Raw genomic sequence first — 1,145 nt, 5'->3', positions numbered from 1 at the left:
GCCCTAGCTGTGATGCCCAGGCACGTTGGTCGAGGACCTGCGATCACAGTGTCTGAGCTGTAGATGGGCGAAGGCCTCCCGGTGTGGAGTGGAGCTGTCGAGGAACCGCTCCGCCACCAGAGGAGGCCTTCATGGCCCACGCTACCCATGCCAACGCCGCTCTGACGCCTCGCGCGCGACTCCGTCTTGGCCGGCTGGTCATCGACCACGGCTGGTCCCCAGCCCGCGCAGCCGAGCGCTACGACGTCTCGTGGCGCACGGCGCAGAAGTGGGCCGAGCGCTACCGCGACGAAGGGCCCGCGGGGATGTTCGACCGGTCCTCGGCGCCGCATCGTCAGCCGAACCGGACGCCGGCGCCGGTGGTGCGCAAGATCGTGCACCTGCGCTGGAAGCAGCGGCTGGGGCCCGTAGAGATCGGCGACCGGCTCGGCATGGCCCCCTCGACCGTGCACGCGGTCCTGGTTCGCTGCCGGATCAACCGGCTCACACACATCGACCGCGCGACCGGCGAGCCGATCAGGCGCTACGAGCACGAACGCCCTGGCGACCTGATCCACGTCGACGTCAAGAAGCTCGGCAAGGTCCCTGATGGTGGCGGGTGGCGCTACACCGGCCGGCAACAGGGCTTGAGGAACCGCGCGAGGACCGCGGCCCGGACCGGTGCACCGAAGAGCAAGTACCACCAGCCGCTGATCGGAACGTGCTACCTGCACACCGTCATCGACGACCACTCCCGCGTCGCCTACGTCGAGGCGCGCGGCGACGAGACCAAGGAGACCTCGGTCGCCGTGCTGCGCAACGCCGTCGCCTGGTTCGCTGAACGAGGCGTCACCGTGCACCGGGTGCTCAGCGACAACGGCGGCGCCTACCGCTCCTTCCTGTGGCGGGACACCTGCGCCGAGCTGGGCATCACGCCCAAGCGCACCCGGCCCTACCGCCCACAGACCAACGGCAAGATCGAACGCTTCCACCGAACACTCACCGAGGGCTGGGCGTTCAAGAAGTTCTACAACTCCGAGGCAGCTCGGCTCGCGGCTCTGCCAGCATGGGTCCACCAGTACAACCACCACCGGCCCCACTCAGCGGTCGGGAAGGCGCCACCCATCACCAGGTTGAACAACCTGGCTGGGCATCACACCTAGCCG

At 68.6% G+C, this 1,145-nt stretch carries 1 protein-coding gene; it reads left to right on the top strand.

Annotated features, from left to right (window positions below):
* The first annotated feature begins 131 nt into the window (after nt 1-131).
* Nucleotides 132-1,142 (top strand): IS481 family transposase, encoded by a 1,011-nt coding sequence (locus C5507_RS22010; protein WP_104530604.1) that lies wholly within the window; start codon nt 132-134, stop codon nt 1,140-1,142.
* The last annotated feature ends 3 nt before the right edge of the window (nt 1,143-1,145 follow it).

It is taken from the genome of Blastococcus saxobsidens, assembly GCF_002938435.1.
In the GTDB taxonomy this organism is placed as follows: domain Bacteria; phylum Actinomycetota; class Actinomycetes; order Mycobacteriales; family Geodermatophilaceae; genus Blastococcus; species Blastococcus saxobsidens.
This window is presented reverse-complemented; position numbering and strand designations above follow the sequence as displayed.